General features: G+C 58.8%; 17 protein-coding genes. 6 read left to right on the forward strand and 11 right to left on the reverse strand.

All coding sequences use genetic code 11. The annotated features are described in order from the left end of the window. Positions 1-66: 66 nt before the first annotated feature. Positions 67-1,008 (reverse strand): fatty acid desaturase, encoded by a 942-nt coding sequence (locus K5K95_RS01650; protein ID WP_222588128.1) that lies wholly within the window; start codon positions 1,006-1,008, stop codon positions 67-69. 404 nt (positions 1,009-1,412) lie between these two features. Here K5K95_RS01650 and K5K95_RS01655 point away from each other — a divergent pair, with 404 nt between their 5' ends. After that, positions 1,413-1,829, forward strand: coding sequence for a GNAT family N-acetyltransferase (locus K5K95_RS01655; protein ID WP_222588129.1), 417 nt, complete (start codon positions 1,413-1,415; stop codon positions 1,827-1,829). Between the two features lie 131 nt (positions 1,830-1,960). Here the strand turns inward: K5K95_RS01655 and def are convergent, their stop codons facing one another. The 3 genes from def to K5K95_RS01670 all read right to left on the reverse strand — a co-directional run bounded on the left by def (position 1,961) and on the right by K5K95_RS01670 (position 3,815). Beyond that, positions 1,961-2,500, reverse strand: coding sequence for a peptide deformylase (gene def, locus K5K95_RS01660; RefSeq protein WP_222588130.1), 540 nt, complete (start codon positions 2,498-2,500; stop codon positions 1,961-1,963). Beyond that, entirely contained in the window at positions 2,497-3,453 is a 957-nt protein-coding gene (locus tag K5K95_RS01665; RefSeq protein ID WP_222588131.1) for a YihY/virulence factor BrkB family protein, read from the reverse strand. The genes def and K5K95_RS01665 overlap by 4 nt, the downstream gene beginning before the upstream one ends. 170 nt (positions 3,454-3,623) lie before the next feature. Then, entirely contained in the window at positions 3,624-3,815 is a 192-nt protein-coding gene (locus K5K95_RS01670; protein ID WP_222588132.1) for a CsbD family protein, read from the reverse strand. 200 nt (positions 3,816-4,015) lie between these two features. Between K5K95_RS01670 and K5K95_RS01675 the strand changes: the two genes are divergently transcribed. Then, a complete protein-coding gene (locus K5K95_RS01675) occupies positions 4,016-4,393 on the forward strand; it encodes a hypothetical protein (RefSeq protein ID WP_027923866.1) in 378 nt (125 codons plus the stop codon). Positions 4,394-4,558: 165 nt separating this feature from the next. On the opposite strand, the gene fadD1 is transcribed toward K5K95_RS01675, so the two are convergent. Together fadD1 and fadD2 are read right to left on the reverse strand one after the other, a co-directional pair. Beyond that, entirely contained in the window at positions 4,559-6,259 is a 1,701-nt protein-coding gene (gene fadD1 / locus K5K95_RS01680) for a long-chain-fatty-acid--CoA ligase FadD1 (RefSeq protein ID WP_222588133.1), read from the reverse strand. Between the two features lie 371 nt (positions 6,260-6,630). Then, positions 6,631-8,319: a long-chain-fatty-acid--CoA ligase FadD2 gene (fadD2, locus tag K5K95_RS01685; RefSeq protein WP_222588134.1), complete on the reverse strand. Its 1,689-nt coding sequence runs from the start codon at positions 8,317-8,319 to the stop codon at positions 6,631-6,633. A gap of 245 nt (positions 8,320-8,564) precedes the next feature. Here fadD2 and K5K95_RS01690 point away from each other — a divergent pair, with 245 nt between their 5' ends. Next, positions 8,565-9,509, forward strand: a complete 945-nt coding sequence (locus tag K5K95_RS01690) for an alpha/beta hydrolase (protein ID WP_222588135.1) — start codon at positions 8,565-8,567, stop codon at positions 9,507-9,509. 42 nt (positions 9,510-9,551) lie between these two features. After that, positions 9,552-10,022 carry a MaoC family dehydratase gene (locus K5K95_RS01695; RefSeq protein ID WP_208669565.1) on the forward strand — a complete coding sequence of 157 codons (471 nt, stop codon included), beginning with the start codon at positions 9,552-9,554 and terminating at the stop codon, positions 10,020-10,022. 51 nt (positions 10,023-10,073) lie between these two features. On the opposite strand, the gene K5K95_RS01700 is transcribed toward K5K95_RS01695, so the two are convergent. From K5K95_RS01700 to K5K95_RS01715, 4 genes are all read right to left on the reverse strand, one after another. Then, positions 10,074-10,937: an HlyD family secretion protein gene (locus K5K95_RS01700; protein ID WP_222588136.1), complete on the reverse strand. Its 864-nt coding sequence runs from the start codon at positions 10,935-10,937 to the stop codon at positions 10,074-10,076. Positions 10,938-10,947: 10 nt separating this feature from the next. Continuing rightward, the gene (locus K5K95_RS01705; RefSeq protein WP_008151119.1) at positions 10,948-11,154 is read right to left on the reverse strand and encodes a DUF1656 domain-containing protein; all 207 of its coding nucleotides are present in this window, start codon (positions 11,152-11,154) and stop codon (positions 10,948-10,950) included. Next, positions 11,141-13,129 carry an FUSC family protein gene (locus K5K95_RS01710; protein WP_222588137.1) on the reverse strand — a complete coding sequence of 663 codons (1,989 nt, stop codon included), beginning with the start codon at positions 13,127-13,129 and terminating at the stop codon, positions 11,141-11,143. Before K5K95_RS01710 ends, K5K95_RS01705 begins: the two co-directional genes overlap by 14 nt. Before the next feature lie 167 nt (positions 13,130-13,296). Beyond that, the gene (locus tag K5K95_RS01715) at positions 13,297-13,764 is read right to left on the reverse strand and encodes a PA2169 family four-helix-bundle protein (RefSeq protein WP_222588138.1); all 468 of its coding nucleotides are present in this window, start codon (positions 13,762-13,764) and stop codon (positions 13,297-13,299) included. Between the two features lie 203 nt (positions 13,765-13,967). Here K5K95_RS01715 and K5K95_RS01720 point away from each other — a divergent pair, with 203 nt between their 5' ends. Continuing rightward, entirely contained in the window at positions 13,968-14,204 is a 237-nt protein-coding gene (locus K5K95_RS01720) for a DUF3820 family protein (RefSeq protein ID WP_090188871.1), read from the forward strand. A gap of 30 nt (positions 14,205-14,234) precedes the next feature. After that, the gene (locus K5K95_RS01725; RefSeq protein WP_222588139.1) at positions 14,235-15,416 is read left to right on the forward strand and encodes an aminotransferase class V-fold PLP-dependent enzyme; all 1,182 of its coding nucleotides are present in this window, start codon (positions 14,235-14,237) and stop codon (positions 15,414-15,416) included. Position 15,417: 1 nt separating this feature from the next. Here K5K95_RS01725 and K5K95_RS01730 read toward each other — a convergent pair whose 3' ends face one another. Further along, on the reverse strand, positions 15,418-16,143 hold the full coding sequence (locus tag K5K95_RS01730; protein WP_222588140.1) for an intradiol ring-cleavage dioxygenase: 726 nt from the start codon (positions 16,141-16,143) through the stop codon (positions 15,418-15,420). Positions 16,144-16,250: the final 107 nt, after the last annotated feature.

The following is a 16,250-nucleotide window of genomic DNA, read 5'->3' on the forward strand; positions in this document are numbered from 1 at the left end:
AACAATGATGTTGGATGTGCCGGCCTCTTCGCGAGCAAGCCCGCTCCCACAGGGGCTCATTCGCAATCAGTGAAATGGATGCCTCGGGCTATCGATGGCCCTCACTCCATGCTGTCGCCACAACTGCCCATAACCCTGCACCACAAATCCGCCGCTGCGCGCCTGCCACTGCTCGCGACGTGCGCGGTAAGCCCGGGGCAAGTCGTACCAGGGCAACCCTGGCAAGTCGTGGTGCACCAGGTGCAGATTGAGGTTCAGGAACAGCCAGCGCCACGGCCAGGCGGCTTCATTGATGACCGTGCGTTGCTCGGGTTGCACATGCGGACGGTGTTCATAGTAGGAGCGAATCATGGCAATCGATAGCGCCGGCACACTGATGAGCAACAGGTAATGCCACACCGGCAGCACGCTGTAGTTCGCGATGAAGATCAGCATCAGCAACGTCAATGCACCGTGGGTCAGCCACATGAACCAGGCCTGTCGCTCAGCCTTTTTCAGCCGTTGCAGTTCTTCCCGCGCGAGCGCCAGCAAGGCCAGTGGCGCGCCCAGCAGGAAGCGTCCGAGCACGGTTTTATTCAGCCAGTGCAGGCTTTGTTCGAAAAGCGAACTGCCCTGCCACCGTTCTGCCGTGAGGTAACGACTTTCCGGATCGCGACCGGGAATGGTCAAGTCTTCGTCGCGGTGATGCAGCAAATGGCTGTCACGGTAAAGGGTGTAGGGATACCAGACGGCGAATGGCGCATAGCCGAGGATTTTATTGAGCAATGGCCAACGGGTCGGATGCCCGTGAAGCAATTCGTGCTGCACCGACAACCAAAGCACCACCAGCGGAATGAGCAGCAACGTGCTCCACCACCCCCCCAACTGATCACTCACCAGGACCAGGCTGAACCAGCCGCCATACACGCCGATCAGCAACAGCCAGGTCGGCCACTCGGTGCGAGCGGTCAGGCGTTTGCGCAGGGTTTCGATTTCTTCTCGATGGGCAGTATCGAAGTAATGGGACATGGGGTTGCTCAGATCGGGGACCAATCCCCTTCTGTGCAATGACGCCGGGAAATCTTGCAGATTATTTTGACGATCGTTCCCACGCTCTGCGTGGGAATGCCTCTAGGGACGCTCTGCGTCCAGTGACGCGGCGCGTCACGGGCTGCATTCCCACGCAGAGCGTGGGAACGATCAACCAATCAACACGGGATCAATGGCCGAACACATCCACTTTCTTGGCCTTCTTGTCCGCGCGCTTTTCATCGGCGGTTTTCGCCGGTTTTTTCTTTGCTGCTTTCTTTGAATCCATGCCTTTGGCCATGATACGTACTCCACTCATACGGGATGTGAGATCAGGTATACACCTATCGCTGCGCTCGTGTTCTTTTATAATCGCCCGCTTTGCGCACCGACAGTCCACGACCATGCCCGACACCCAGTACACCTTGCTCGAGGAGCCTTTGTGGCCCTTGATGAACAAATTTTATCGCGCCCACCAATCGTCGATGAAAGCCGTGCGCGACGCTCAATTGTGGGTTGCAAGACGCGACGGGATCATTGGCGCGCTGTGTTTGCGGCCGGTGGCGGACGGGCATTGGCTGACGGGGCTGTTCGTCGATCCGGCGTGTCGCCAACAAGGGATCGCTGGCGCGTTGATCGCCGAGGCGGTCAAGGATGTCGAAGGCCCGGTGTGGCTCTTTTGTCACCCGGACCTGCGCGGCTTTTATGAGCGTCACGGGTTCACCTTCGACCCCGCGTTGCCCTACTCGATGGCCGAACGTTTGAGCCGTTATGCGCGTAGTAAACCGATGATTGCCATGGGTATGCAACTGGCCAAATAACGCACTAAAGCCATATGAAGATCAAATGTGGGAGCGGGCTTGCTCGCGAAAGCGGTGTGTCATTCAACGCTGATATTGACTGATACACCGCTTTCGCGAGCAAGCCCGCTCCCACATCGGTTTTGGGGTGATCAGTCGTCTGCGTTCGGATCGAGGTCCGGGAACATGACTTCCGTAAAGCCAAACTTGCTGAAATCGGTAATCCGCGAAGGGTACAGCCGACCGATCAGGTGATCGCATTCATGTTGCACCACCCGCGCATGGAATCCCTCGGCGATCCGCACAATCGGCTGGCCCTTGGGGTCGAAACCTTCGTAGCGAATCTGCTGATAACGATCCACCGCACCGCGCAGACCAGGGACTGACAGGCACCCTTCGAAGCCCTCTTCCATCACCGGGCTCAACGGTGTGATCAACGGATTGATCAGGATGGTCTGCGGCACCGCTTCAGCGTGCGGGTAGCGTTCGCTGTGCTCGAAGCCGAAGATCACCAGTTGCAGGTCGACGCCGATCTGCGGCGCGGCCAGGCCGACGCCGCCGACGCTTTCCATGGTCTGGAACATGTCGTCGATCAGTTGCCACAGCTCGGGGCTGTCGAACATTTCGGCGGGGACCGGCGGAGCAATGCGCAGCAGGCGTTCATCGCCCATTTTCAGGATTTCACGGATCATTTTATGACTTCATCAGGTTTAGGTTGGAGCGAGTGATCCCGAGCCAGTCCGGAAACGTGTTGTTTGGGTTCGTGATCGAGTTCGCCGGGGACTTTTTCGCCATCATTCTTGCCCTCGGTCGACATATGTTCGATCACTGCATTCATCTCCGCACCCAGCAACAGCACCGCCGCGGAAATGTAGAAGTACAGCAACAGCACAATGATCGCGCCGATACTGCCATACATGGCGTTGTAGTTTGCGAACTCCTTGACGTACAAACCAAAACCCACGGAGGCGCAGATCCACACCACCACCGCCAGCACCGAGCCTGGAGTGATAAAGCGAAACTCCTGTTTGACGTCGGGCATGACGTAATAGATCAGCGCCACCGCCACCATCAGCAGCACCACGACCACCGGCCAGCGCACGATGGTCCACAGCGTCACGATGAAGTCTTCGAGACCGACTTGCGAAGCGATCCAGCCCATCACTTGCGGCCCGAGTACCATCAACGCGGCGGCGATCAACAGCATGCCGGCGATGCCGACCGTGTAGATAATCGACAGCGGGATACGCTTCCACGCGGGCCGGCCTTCAACCACGTCGTAGGCGGCGTTCATCGCGCTCATCATCAACCGCACACCGGCCGACGCCGTCCACAGCGCGATCACGATACCAATCGACAGCAAACCACCCTTGGACTGCTGCAACTGGTCGATGACCGGGTTCACCTGTTCCAGCGCCTGGGGTGGCAGGACCAGTTCCGATTGCAGGCGCAGCCAGGAAAAGAAGTCAGGCAAGTGCAGGAAACCGATCAGGGCGATCAGAAAGAGGATGAAGGGAAACAGCGAGAACAGCATCTGATAGGCGAGCGCCGAGGCATAAGTCGACATCTCGTCGTCGATGAACTCGGTGACCGTGCGCACCATGACACGGTGCAGGCGCAGGCCTTTCATGTGAGGGAAAAACATTAGCGTCTCCTTTCGCCGCAATAAGGGTTGAAGTCGTGGCGACTCGGGGCCGTTTTCTACGTCAAATTAGCCTACTTGGCGTCTTTGAAACAATTTCGTTGTGCAAGTTCAGGGTGACACAAAAACGGCCATCCTTGGATGGCCGTTCGTGTTGCTCATCAAAGGCTGGATCAAGCCTTGTCGACGCCCTTTTTGATGGCGTCCTTGGCTTTACCGACCGCTTGCTGGGCCTCGCCTTTCTTTTCCTGAATCTTGCCTTCGACTTGCAGCTTGGTGTTGTCGGTTACTTTGCCGACACCTTGCTTGACGTTACCAGCTGCTTCGTTGGCCATGCCTTTTACTTTATCGCCAGTGCTGCTCATGGTGTTTCTCCTGCGAACAATTCAACGAGAAAAGTCGTTACATAAGGATTGACCGGAGGCTTTTGCGCGGAGTTTCATTTATTTTCGGTCGTACATTTCATCGTTCAGCGCAGGTTAGGCTTTATGTTTGTCGACCAACCCCCGAGAATGCGCAACGTATTCAGGCCATGGCGCTGAAGATCCAATCCCGTAGGAATGTTATGAAACTCGATAAAAAGCAGGCCATTGCCCGCAGAAACCAGGAACTTGGCGGTGCTGTGCTTGGCGTCAACAACTGCCATTTCACCGAATTGAACCGCAACCGCAACATCTGGTGGTTCGATATCCCGGTCGCGCGCCTGGCCATCGGTCAGTACGAATGGGTTCACCTGCTGATGCACACGCCGGACACCGACGAACTGCTGCACCTGAAAGTGCCGACGGTGTTCCTGCGTGAAAAGCTTGAAGGCCTGGTGGTACGCAATGAAGGCAAGCGCAAAGCCGCTTTGAGCCTGGAACTGAGCGCCGACAAGGACTCGTTCCTGCAGGACATGCGTCCGGCGGGCACTAACGTCAATTTCGCGCCGTTCCGCCTGTAACAGCAAAAGCTTCGCGAGCAAGCCCGCTCCCACATTCGATCGCATTCCTTCTGCAGGAACTCGGTCGAATGTGGGAGCGGGCTTGCTCGCGAAGGTGGCCTGACAGGCGCTATAGCTTTACTGTCAGGCAACAAAAAGCCCCGCATCTGCGGGGCTTTTGTTTGATCAGGCGCCGACTTTCTTCACGCCCAGCTTCTTCAGCTCTTCGTCGCGCAACTCGCGGCGCAGGATCTTGCCGACGTTGGTGGTCGGCAGCGCATCGCGGAACTCCACGGAGCGCGGAACCTTGTAGCCGGTCACGTTCGCACGCATGTGCTCCATCACCTGTTCCTTGGTCAATGTCACGCCCGGCTTGGCGACGACGAAAATCTTGATCGCCTCGCCCGACTTCTCGTCCGGTACACCGATGGCCGCGCATTGCAGCACGCCCGGCAGGGTCGCCAGCACGTCTTCGAGCTCGTTCGGGTAAACGTTGAAACCGGAGACCAGGATCATGTCTTTCTTGCGATCGACGATGCGCATGTAGCCGTCAGGCTGGATCAGCGCGATGTCACCGGTCTTCAACCAGCCTTCGCTGTCGAGGATTTCGTCGGTGGCGTCCTGACGCTGCCAGTAGCCTTTCATGACCTGCGGACCTTTCACGCACAGCTCGCCGATCTCGCCCATCGCCTGTTCAACGCCGGCATCATTGATGACTTTGCACACGGTCGACGGCACCGGAATACCGATGGTGCCTATCTGGATGTGCTGGATCGGGTTGACCGTGGCCACCGGGCTGGTTTCGGTCATGCCGTAACCTTCGCAGATGCCGCAACCGGTGACCGCTTTCCAGCGCTCGGCCGCAGCCAGTTGCAGGGCCATGCCGCCGGACAGGGTGATTTTCAGTGCCGAGAAGTCCAGCTTGCGGAAGCCTTCGTTGTTGCACAGGGCCACAAACAACGTGTTGAGGCCGACGAAACCGCTGAATTTCCACTTCGACAGTTCCTTGACCATCGCCGGCAAGTCGCGCGGGTTGCTGATCAGGATGTTGTGGTTGCCGATCAGCATCATCGCCATGCAATGAAAGGTGAAGGCATAGATGTGGTATAGCGGCAGCGGCGTGATCAGGATCTCGCAGCCTTCGTTGAGGTTGGAGCCCATCAGCGCCTTGCACTGCAACATGTTCGCCACCAGGTTGCGGTGGGTGAGCATCGCGCCCTTGGCCACGCCGGTGGTGCCGCCGGTGTATTGCAGCACGGCAACATCGCTACTGGCCGGATTGGCTTCAGCCACTGGCTGGCCGTGGCCTTTGCTCAGTAAATGGTTGAACTTGACGGCCTTGGGCAAGTGATACGCCGGGACCATCTTCTTCACATACTTGATGACGCTGTTGACCAGCAGGCGCTTGAGCGGTGGCAGCAAGTCGGCCACTTCGGTCACGATCACGTGCTTGACGCCGGTTTTGGGCACGACGATTTCAGCCAGGTGCGCCATGTTGGCCAGGCAAACAAGGGCCTTGGCCCCGGAATCCTTGAATTGGTGTTCCATTTCCCGCGCGGTGTACAGCGGGTTGGTGTTGACCACGATCAACCCGGCGCGGATGGCGCCGAACACAGCAACCGGGTACTGCAATACGTTGGGCAGCTGCACGGCGATTCGATCGCCCGGCTGCAAGTCGGTATGCTGTTGCAGGTAAGCGGCAAAGGCACCGGACAATTCATACAGCTCACCGTAGGTGATTGTCTTGCCCAGGTTGCTGAAAGCCGGCTTGTCAGCGAAGCGTTGGCAGGATCGTTTCAACACTGCCTGAATATTCGGATACTCGTCTGGATTGATTTCGGCAGCAATCCCAGCAGGGTACTTATCCTTCCAAAAGTCTTCGTTCATGGAAGCCCACTCCTCAGCAACGCGAATTCTTCACCGCATTTGATGCGATTATTATTGGTGTGTGTTTTTTATAGTGTCTTTTGTTGGTGAGTCTGGCTTTTTACGAGGCCGAGAAGTCACAAAGCGCGCCGAGAGTAGCAGCTTTGCCAAGGGTCGACTAGAGCCAAAAGCGGCCTCTACAGTCACTTTAGTGACTCAAGAATGGCAAGCGGTCATTTTAGAGCAAAAATTCTATAGCGCCTTCAAAGCCCCGTAAAATGGGGCTTTAGTCCCTAAAAGCATCGCGGGCAAGCCCGCTCCCACAAGGTTCACTGCTGATCCTGTGGGAGCGGGCTTGCCCGCGATTTGCGCGAAGCGCAGCCATTCATCGATCAGGCGATATCGCGCAACTCCCGCCGCAGAATCTTGCCCACCGGCGTCATCGGCAACGACTCACGCAAGACGATGTGCTTGGGCACTTTGTACGCCGTGAAGTTTTCCTTGCAGTAGGCCTTCAGCTCTTCAAGGCTGACGCCCGACTCGCGGGCCACCACAAACAACTTCACCGCCTCGCCCGAACGCTCGTCCGGCACGCCGATCACCGCGCAGTTGGCGACTTTCGGGTGAGCCATGACCACGTCTTCGATCTCGTTCGGGTACACGTTGAAACCCGAGACGATGATCATGTCTTTCTTGCGATCGACGATGCGCACGAAACCGTCCGGGTCGATCACTGCAATGTCACCGGACTTGAACCAGCCCTCGGCATCCAGCACTTCGGCGGTGGCTTCGGGCTTGTTCCAGTAACCTTTCATGACCTGCGGGCCTTTGATGCACAGCTCGCCGCGCTCGCCCAAGGCCTGCTCGACGCCTTCGTCGTTGATCACCTTCAGCGTAGTGCCCGGTACTGGCAGGCCGACCGTGCCGATCCGCGACTTGTCGCCATACGGGTTGGTGCACGCCACCGGCGAGGTTTCGGTCAGGCCGTAACCTTCGGTGATGCGGCAACCGGTGAGCTTTTCCCAGCGCTCGGCAGTGGCCTTGACCAATGCAGTGCCGCCAGAATTGGTCAGTTTGAGACTGGAGAAATCCAGGGTCTTGAAGTCCGGATGGTCCATCAGCGCAACGAACAGCGTGTTGAGCCCCAGCAGCGCCGAGAACCGCCAGTTTTTCAGCTCCTTGATGAAGGCGCCGATGTCCCGCGGATTGGTGATCAGCACGTTGTGGTTGCCGGTGACCATCATGCACATGCAGTTCGCCGTGAAGGCATAGATGTGGTACAGCGGCAGCGGCGCGATCATCACTTCCTGCCCTTCGCGCAGCAGCGGCTGACCGTCGGCACCGAACTGCCCGAGACAGGCCCGAGCCTGCTGCATGTTCGCGACCAGGTTGCCGTGGCTCAGCATCGCGCCCTTGGCCAGGCCCGTGGTGCCGCCGGTGTATTGCAGCACGGCGATGTCGTCGAGGCCGACTTTCAGCGGCTTGATGCCCAGGCCCCGGCCCAGACGCAACGCGCTCTTGAAAGAAATCGCCTGCGGCAACGAATACGCCGGGACCATCTTCTTGACCTTGCTCACCATCGTATTGACCAGCCAGCCCTTGGCGCCGGGCATCAGGTCGCCCATCTTCGCTTCGATCAGGTACTGGATGTCGGTGTCGGGCAGCACTTCCTGGACCTTCTTCCCGAACACGTTCAGGTACACCAGCGCCCGGGCACCGGAGTCCTTGAATTGATGACGCATCTCCCGCGCGGTGTACAGCGGGTTGGTGTTGACCACGATCAGCCCGGCGCGCAAGGCGCCGAACACGGCAATCGGGTAATGCAGGACGTTGGGCATCTGCACCGCAATGCGATCCCCCGGCACCAGGTCGGTGTGCGCTTGCAGGTAGCCGGCGAACGCCAGGCTGTGGCGTTCCAGTTCGGCGTAGGTCAGAGTCACGCCCATGCTGCTGAACGCGGGACGATCAGCGAATTTCTTGCAGGAACGCTCGAACACCTCAAGCACCGACTTGTAGGCCCCAAGGTCAATATCCAGGGGCACGCCGGCCGGGCGTTTGTCATTCCAGAAATCAGGTTGCATTGTTCTTGTCCTCTTTACCTGAACCTATCCGGGGCCGCGTTTCTGTCTCTGTTCAAAAAACAAAAAGCGAAAGGCGGAGCTCCACGGACACTAGCAGCTATGGCGAATCAGGCAAATACGACAGGCACCGTCATTGATCATGTGAATCTTCCAGCCGTGGCGTGGCCTGATCAGACGGCAAGTGCGGGATGCGCTATACAATGCAGCGACGCCCATGCCATGCAGCCCCATGCAAAGGAATCGCCATGATCCACGACACTTTCTGGCTGACCGCGAGTGACCGCAGCCGCCTCTTCGTCAACCAGTGGCTGCCCGCCGCGCCTCTGAAAGCGGTGATTCTGCTGGCGCATGGCATGGCCGAGCACAGCGGACGCTATGCCCGTCTGGCGGAAAAATTCTGCGAACAGGGTTATGGCGTCTACGCGCCGGACTTGCGCGGACATGGCAAAACTGCCGAAAACGGGACACTCGGCCATTTCTCCGATGACGATGGCTGGTGCAAAGTCGTCGGCGACCTCGCCAGCCTCAATCAGCACATCGGCCAGCAGCACCCCGGCGTGCCGATCGTGCTGCTCGGCCACAGCATGGGCAGCTACATCGCCCAGGCTTATTTGCTGCACCACAGCGCCAGCCTGCATGGCGCGGTGCTCAGCGGCTCGAATTTTCAACCGGTGGCGCTGTATCGCGCGGCCCGCCAGATTGCCCGGCTCGAACGTTTGCGCCAAGGCCCGAAGGGTCGCAGCGCGCTGATCGAGTGGCTTTCGTTCGGCTCGTTCAACAAGAAATTCAAACCGGCGCGCACGCGTTTCGACTGGCTTAGCCGCGATCCGGCGCAGGTCGACCTGTACGCCAACGACCCGCTTTGCGGCTTTCGCTGCACCAATCAACTGTGGATCGATTTGCTCGGCGGCTTGCAGCAAATCAGCAAAGCGTCCAATCTCGCGCAGATTGATCCGGGCCTGCCGTTGCTGGTGATTGGCGGTGAATGTGATCCGGTCAGCGAAGGCAAACGTCTGAAAGACCTGGCCCACGCACTTCGCGAGGCTGGCAGCCGCAACCTGCAACTGACTATTTACCCTCAGGCCAGGCACGAACTGTTCAACGAGAGCAACCGCGATGAAGTGATCAACGACGTGTTGAACTGGATTGCGCAGACGCTGAGCCACCGCCGGCCGCCCAGATCGGAATAGTTTTTTTGTAAATTTATTTATTCGTGACAGGAATTGAAACAGATGACCCAGGTTACCAACACCCCTTACGAAGCCCTTGAAGTCGGCCAGACCGCCAGCTACAGCAAGACGGTCGAAGAGCGCGACATTCAGTTGTTCGCCGCCATGTCCGGCGATCACAATCCAGTTCACCTGGACGCCGAATTCGCCGCTGGCACCATGTTCAAGGAGCGCATCGCTCACGGCATGTTCAGTGGCGCGTTGATCAGTGCCGCCGTTGCCTGTGAACTGCCTGGGCCGGGGACGATTTACATCGGCCAGCAGATGAGCTTTCAGAAGCCGGTGAAGATCGGCGACACCTTGACGGTGCGCCTGGAAATCCTGGAAAAAATGCCGAAATTTCGTGTGCGTATTGCCACTCGTGTGTTTAACCAGCGTGACGAATTAGTCGTCGATGGCGAGGCCGAGATCCTGGCGCCGCGCAAGCAGCAGACCGTCACCTTGCCGACCCTGCCAGCCATCAGCATCGGCTGAAGCGCCTGATCATTCCCGCGTCGAGGCGTCTAACCGTCCGCGTGGGAATGATCAACGGTTTCCTTCCTGCACCTGCACACTCGCCGTCATCCCTGAACTCAAATTCATCTCCGGCGGCAGGTTGTCGATCTTGATCCGCACCGGAATCCGCTGCGCCAGCCTCACCCAGTTAAACGTCGGCTCCACCTCCGCCAACAACTGCCCGTCCGGCGTGGTGTTGCGGTCGGTGATCCCGCGACTGATGCTTTCAACATGCCCGTCCAGCGCCTCCCCCGCGCTCATCAACCAGACCTTCACCGGATCGCCGACACGAATCCGTGGCAGCTTGGTTTCTTCGAAATATGCCTGCACATAAAAAGTCGAATCATCGATCAAGGCCATCACCGATTGCCCGGCATTCACGTAATTGCCTTCAGCCAGACGCAAGTTTGTGATGTGCCCATTGCGCGGTGCATGGACCTGGCTGCGGGCCAGATTGAGTTCCGCGACTTTGGCCTCCGCCTGAGCCTCGCGCAGTTCGCCACGGGCGATCCCGGCATTGATCTGTGCGTTCTCGCGCAACTCGGCACTGATCGCTTGCGGCCCCAGGCTCGCGCGGCGGCTGGCTTCGCGCTCACGCAGATTGAGTTGCTGCTGGCGCGTCTGCACCACCGCCTGGGCTTTCTCCAGCGCCGCTTCGAAACGGTCGCGGTCGATGCTCAACAACAGATCGCCGGCCTTGACCTGCTGGTTATCGAACGCCTTGAGTTCACGCACCCATCCCGACACATCCGGGGCGATGACGACCACGTCGGCGCGGATCCGCGCATCCCGGGTCCAGGGCGTGAGCATGTAGTACTGCCACAAATGGAAACCGGCAAAAATCGCCAGCGCCACCAGGCACAGGGTTACCGCGACACGTACGGGGGTACGCATGTTCAACTCCTTATAAAGGTCCGAGGACGACGGTGATCAAGGTCAATACACAGACGTACAAGGCGCAATCGAATAGCGCTTCGTGCCAGATCCAGCGGCCCACCGGGGTCAGGCGCAACAGCATGCGCAAGGCCCCCGTGACGAGCAGCGCCAGCAACACATAAATCAGAAACGGACTGAGCAGCACTCCGCCCACCGACCACTCACGCAAGCCCATGGCTTTGCTCCTGTTGTCGGCACCAGGCGCGCCAACTACTTTGCAATTGCAGCACCGCGCCCTGCGCCAGTTTCACCGCATCGCTGGGCGGCAATGCATACAAAGTTTTCAAAAACTCTTCGCTGGGTTGTTCCAGCGCACCAGCGCGGTCGCCTGCCGGGCCTTGCGTCAGGAGTTTTTCCAGCTGTTCGAGATAACGCTGCTCAGGCGCGCTGACCGGCACCTGCGCCACGGCCAGGCTCAAGCGCAGATGGAGCAATTCATCGCCGATGTCCAGGCCAAGCAGACCATCGTCCCAGCGACTGCGCGCCGGTTCCGGTAACTCCGGATAATGCCGCGCCAGTTGCAGCAAGCGATCGGCCATGCGTCCACCGAACCAGCTTTCGGCACCGCGCAGATTGCGCCGGGTCAGCCGCACCAGATCGCCGAGCGTCGCCGCCAACAAACGGCGGCCGTGCCACGCCGGGTTGCGCAGGATCAGCAAATGAAACGCCAGCACCGCCGCGCCGACCCCGACCACCATCGCCTGGGCGCTGTTGAAGAATGTGGCGACATCGAATTTCATCGCGTTCAGCGGCGACACCAGAACGATGAAGTGCAAGCAGAAAGAGGTGGCCGTGGCGCCGATCTGTGGCTTGGCCATGCCCAGCGCCCCAAGAAACAACGGCACGCCCATGCCCAGGCAGAGCAACGCAAACCCGCTCCATTGCGGCAGCAGAATCTGCCCGACGAAAAACGCCGCCGGTATCGCCAGAAAAATCCCGCGCATGAAGCTCATGCCGATCTGCGCGCCATTTTCACGACTGGCAAACAGGCTGCACACCACGCAGGTCAGCACCAGCGCACCCGCCGCCGCGGGCCAGGCGGTGGCGAGCCAGAAACTCGAGACCACCAGGAATGCCAAGGCACTGCGCGCCCCGAAAACCAATGCCAATGACAGGTCACGATGTGGCGTCAGAGTGCGCGGCGGATCGACCGTTTCACGGCCCTCCTCCACCGCCCTCAATGCCGTCGTCGCGGCCATGGCGGTGTCGAGCAACAAGGTGAAACGGGCCAGGCAATAACTCTGCGCGGAACTGATCTGCGGGTCATGGCAGGCGTCGAGCAACCTGGGCCGCAACGCTTGCAGCGTCGCGGTATCGGCGGTGTTCAGCGCATCCTGAACCTCGGTCATCCATGGCCGCAGCTGTTCGGCTTCGGGTGTGTCCAGTTGCTTCCATTGCCGGCGCACCGAGCGGGCGATGCGCAGCAGCATCAACAGCTTTTGACTCAGTCCACTGATCGCCCGGGCGCGTTGTCGACCCAGGCCACCTTCAAACCAGGCATGTTCGCGCTGGGCATCGACGGCGACAATGCGCCCGAGAATTTCCAGCAGGCCTTTGCGCGCCTGAGCGTCGCCGGCCAAAGTCGCACGCGCCGCATTCATCCCGCTCTGCCACGCCGCCCGCGCCTGATCCGCCAGTTGCCGTTCGACACGCATCGGCCAGAGCAGCGCGCTGGCTGCCGTAGCACAAAGGATTCCCAGACAGATTTCCGTGCAGCGTGCCACCGCCTGGTCGAACACCGTCAGCGGATGCGTAATGGCAGGCAGCGCGATGATTGCCACCGTGTAACCGGCCAGCACGAATGAATAAGACCAGGCACTGCGCAACAACGTCGAACTCGCTGTACACAGCCCGAGCCACAACGCCAATGCCAGCAGGAAAAGCCAAGGCGTCTGAGCAAACACACTCATGAACACCACCGACATGATCGTCCCGATCAGCGTTCCCAACAGTCGCGCCAGTCCCTTTTGCACCACCATCCCGGACAATGGCTGGGCGACGATAAACGCCGTCATCAGCGCCCAGGCCGGTTGCTCCAGGCCCCACCGCAACGCCAGCCACAGCGCCAGACCACCGCCGAGCAGGGTTTTGATAGCGAATTGAAGGGCGCGGCGGTCAGGCGCAAACAAAGCCTGCAAAGTGATAGGCACGTAAAGCACTCTTGGAAGGACGATTTAACGATAGTCGGTTCAGCTGAGCCATGACTCATACACTTGAAAAACAAATTATTAGCTAGCTATCTATCACCCGTCCAGCACTAATTCCAAGGCACAAAAAAACGCCAGACTGGCTGGCGTTTTTGACAGGTTACGAACGCTTACGAGCGTGCGCGAGCCTGGTTGCGCAGGGCTTTTACCTGGTCGTGATTGCGTTGCACGCCGTGATACTGACGTTCAACCAGGTCACGAATGCCCACAAGGTTGTGTTTGTTGATTTTTTCCATAGCTTCTTTATAAGCCTTCAGCGCATGGTCTTCACCGCGTTCGGCTTCGTTCAACACGGCCTCTTCATCCTTGCCGGTGAACATCGCCTTCACGTCAACCCAACGACGGTGCAAGTCGCCGCTGACGCTGGTGGAAGTTTCAGGATCGCCACCCATCGAACGCACGGCGCTTTGCAGCTCCGCCGCAGCAGTTGCGCAATCAGCGGCACGTTGCACGAACAGGGTTTTGAGTTCAGGGTGCTTGATATCTTCAGCGCAGGTCTTGAACCCTTCCTGACCGTCTTTACTGGTTTCGATCAGGTCGTTGAGTACAGAGATAGCTTCTTTATTAATGTCGGTCATTTTCAATTCCTCGCGGGTTGATGAAAGATGTAATAGTTATTGCACCCTGCATGCCAGCTTCGAATTGAATATTTATTCTTTATTTTTCAAACAGTTATATTTAACGACAGAATCTGTATCCGCTTTTTTTGCATGATCTGTCAATTGGCCTGCATGCAGAATGCCTGTATTTTCCCGCTTGAATGAATCCAGACAACACGATGATGAATCCAGAGAAACTCGAACTGCTGATCACCCGCGAAATGCCCTTCGGCAAGTACAAGGGCCGGATCATTGCCGACCTTCCCGGCCAATACTTGAACTGGTTCGCCCGGGAGGGTTTCCCCCATGGCGAGCTAGGCGGCTTGTTGGCCCTGATGCAGGAAATTGATCACAACGGACTGGCTGAACTGCTCGAACCGTTGCGCGCCAAACACGGCAAACCTGCCCCGCGCCACTGACTCATCATGTAAAACCGGACCGAATAGCCCATGCCCGATAACACCCGCCGCGCCCGTGATGAACAATTCTGGAAGACCTTTGCCGACCGCTATGCGGTCGAACCCGGGCCCATCAACCTGGAAAACGGCTACTTCGGGCGTATGTCGCGCACCGTGGTCGAGGAATACCAGCGCAACATCGAGCTGATCAACCGCGGCAACTCGGTGCATGTGCGTCAGCGTTTCGAACAAGGCGAAAGCCTGCAGATCCTCGCACAGCTTGCCGGGCTGCTTGGAGTTCCCGCCGACACGGTTGCCCTCACCCGCAACGCCTCGGACGGCTTGCAGTCATTGATCCGTAACTACAACCGCCTCCAGCCGGGCGATCAGGTGCTGATCTGCGATCTGGAATACGACACGGTCAAAGGCGCAATGCGCTGGCTGGCCAGGCATCGTGGCGTGGAAGTGATCGAAATCGACCACCAGTACCCCGCCAGTTTCGACAGCTTGCTGGCCACTTATCGCGACGCTTTCGAGCGCTATCCAAAGCTCAAATTGATGGCCCTGACCCACGTCACTCACCGCACCGGACTGGTCATGCCCGTTCAGGCCATTGCCGCGGCCGCCAAGGAACGGGGCATCGACGTGATCCTCGACGGTGCGCACGCCCTGGGCCAACTTGAATTCAATCTGGATGAGCTGGGCATTTCTTTTGCCGGCTTCAACCTGCACAAATGGATCGGCGCGCCCCTGACGCTGGGCTTTATCTACATCGCCCGCGAGCGTCTGGCCGACATCGATCCGGACATGGGCGAGATGCATTTCCCGGTCACCGATATTCGCGCCCGCACGCCCTACAGCACGCCGAACATCCCGGCGCTGCTGACCCTGCCACTGGTGTTCGAGGAACACCTGGCCATGGGCGGCGCCGCGGCCAAGAGTGCACGGCTCAACCACCTGCGCAACCTGTGGGTCAATGCGGTCCGGTCGTTGCCGGGAATCGATGTCATGACCCCGGACGACCCACGCCTGTATTGCGCGATCACGTCGATGCGGTTTACCCGCCATGCCGATCAACAGGCGATGGTCGAGCGCCTGCTCAGCGACTACAACCTGTTCACCGTTGTCCGCACCGGGGCCGCGAGCGGGCCGTGCATCCGCATTACGCCGGGGCTCACGAATACCGCTGCCGACATGAATTTACTGGCGCGGGCGCTGAGCGAACTGCGCTGACTCATACCGTGTACTTGTCGAAGTCCTCCGGCCTGATGTGTGTCGAGGCGGCGAACGTGTCGATGCCGATGGTCATGTGGCCGAAATAGCCATCCTCGTTCGAGTCCCGACCGAGGGTGTGAACGGTCAACGTCGACGCCTCGCCGCCCTGGTGTTGATAGTGAAAGTCTTGATCGTTGGTCAGCGGTGAAGCGGATCGACCGCTGTACTCGCGGGCGTTGAGCACCGAGCGTGAGGCGACCTCGGGAAAGTAGAGCTGACCGACCCAGGCGACGTGCCGTTCTTGCAGGAAATTGTTGCCGGAGGTTATTCGAACGGCGACATGAATGTGCACGGCTCGGCCGGCGTAGAAACCCGGATAGATCGAGGTAAAACGCACGATGCCTTTCTTGTCGGTGAATTGCCCGCCACGCAGATAGGTGTCGTCGTCAGTGCGCAGGATCGAGCCGATGTCCCCGTCGTCGACTTCCTTGTCCGGATTGATCTTGCTCCAGCCCGAATATGCCCCACGCGCGTTGCAATGCCAGATATCGACCAAGGCCCCTGTCACCGGCTGCCCCGTCATGGCATCGACGATTGCCAATCGAAGCACCAACGGAATACCGTCGGCGCTTTCGCTGATGTTGCGCCTGATCAATTGGGGATTGCGAAAATACGGACCGGCGATCTGCTCGGGAGACAGCAGATAGACCGGGTGTGAAGGTGCAACTGAAGTGTTGTCGTCCATGACGTTCTCTCTTCCATAAGATGAACGCAGGTTAACGCTGACTGAAGGGCGTGAGGCGGTAACTATGTATCGTCTTTTTTCCTGTCATTTTCTGCGGGCAAAAAAAA

The organism is Pseudomonas sp. DR48 (assembly GCF_019823085.1).
GTDB lineage: Bacteria > Pseudomonadota > Gammaproteobacteria > Pseudomonadales > Pseudomonadaceae > Aquipseudomonas.